Genomic DNA, 1384 nt, shown 5'->3' on the forward strand with positions numbered 1-1384 from the left:
AAACGGTGGTATATCCAGTGATTTTTTTCTCTGTCTTAACAGCCTTTCGGCTTTGGTGTTCTAGAACTCCGGTTGAAATTCTATCTGCTTATTCAATGAGTTGCAATGCATTTTCCGCACCAGAATGATTTGGGGTGTGTTTGATGGGTTACCGGGGGTATTTTGGTGAGGTATGGATGGTTGTTTTTGTTTGTTTTTCATAGTTCCCGCACCATATTTTAATGTTGATTTAGCTCCTGAAAATCTCGATAACTCAAAAAATACGCCCGGTAGTGATCTTATTTCATTATGGTGAAAGTTGGAACCTCTTACGTGCCGATCAACGTCTCATTTGGATCCTCTAGAGGATTGCGTTGCGCTCACTGCCCGCTTTCCAGTCGGGAAACCTGTCGTGCCAGCTGCATTAATGAATCGGCCAACGCGCGGGGAGAGGCGGTTTGCGTATTGGGCGCTCTTCCGCTTCCTCGCTCACTGACTCGCTGCGCTCGGTCGTTCGGCTGCGGCGAGCGGTATCAGCTCACTCAAAGGCGGTAATACGGTTATCCACAGAATCAGGGGATAACGCAGGAAAGAACATGTGAGCAAAAGGCCAGCAAAAGGCCAGGAACCGTAAAAAGGCCGCGTTGCTGGCGTTTTTCCATAGGCTCCGCCCCCCTGACGAGCATCACAAAAATCGACGCTCAAGTCAGAGGTGGCGAAACCCGACAGGACTATAAAGATACCAGGCGTTTCCCCCTGGAAGCTCCCTCGTGCGCTCTCCTGTTCCGACCCTGCCGCTTACCGGATACCTGTCCGCCTTTCTCCCTTCGGGAAGCGTGGCGCTTTCTCATAGCTCACGCTGTAGGTATCTCAGTTCGGTGTAGGTCGTTCGCTCCAAGCTGGGCTGTGTGCACGAACCCCCCGTTCAGCCCGACCGCTGCGCCTTATCCGGTAACTATCGTCTTGAGTCCAACCCGGTAAGACACGACTTATCGCCACTGGCAGCAGCCACTGGTAACAGGATTAGCAGAGCGAGGTATGTAGGCGGTGCTACAGAGTTCTTGAAGTGGTGGCCTAACTACGGCTACACTAGAAGAACAGTATTTGGTATCTGCGCTCTGCTGAAGCCAGTTACCTTCGGAAAAAGAGTTGGTAGCTCTTGATCCGGCAAACAAACCACCGCTGGTAGCGGTGGTTTTTTTGTTTGCAAGCAGCAGATTACGCGCAGAAAAAAAGGATCTCAAGAAGATCCTTTGATCTTTTCTACGGGGTCTGACGCTCAGTGGAACGAAAACTCACGTTAAGGGATTTTGGTCATGAGATTATCAAAAAGGATCTTCACCTAGATCCTTTTAAATTAAAAATGAAGTTTTAAATCAATCTAAAGTATATATGAGTAAACTTG

This window comes from Afipia sp. MLSD5-FHT05B12, assembly GCF_058793355.1.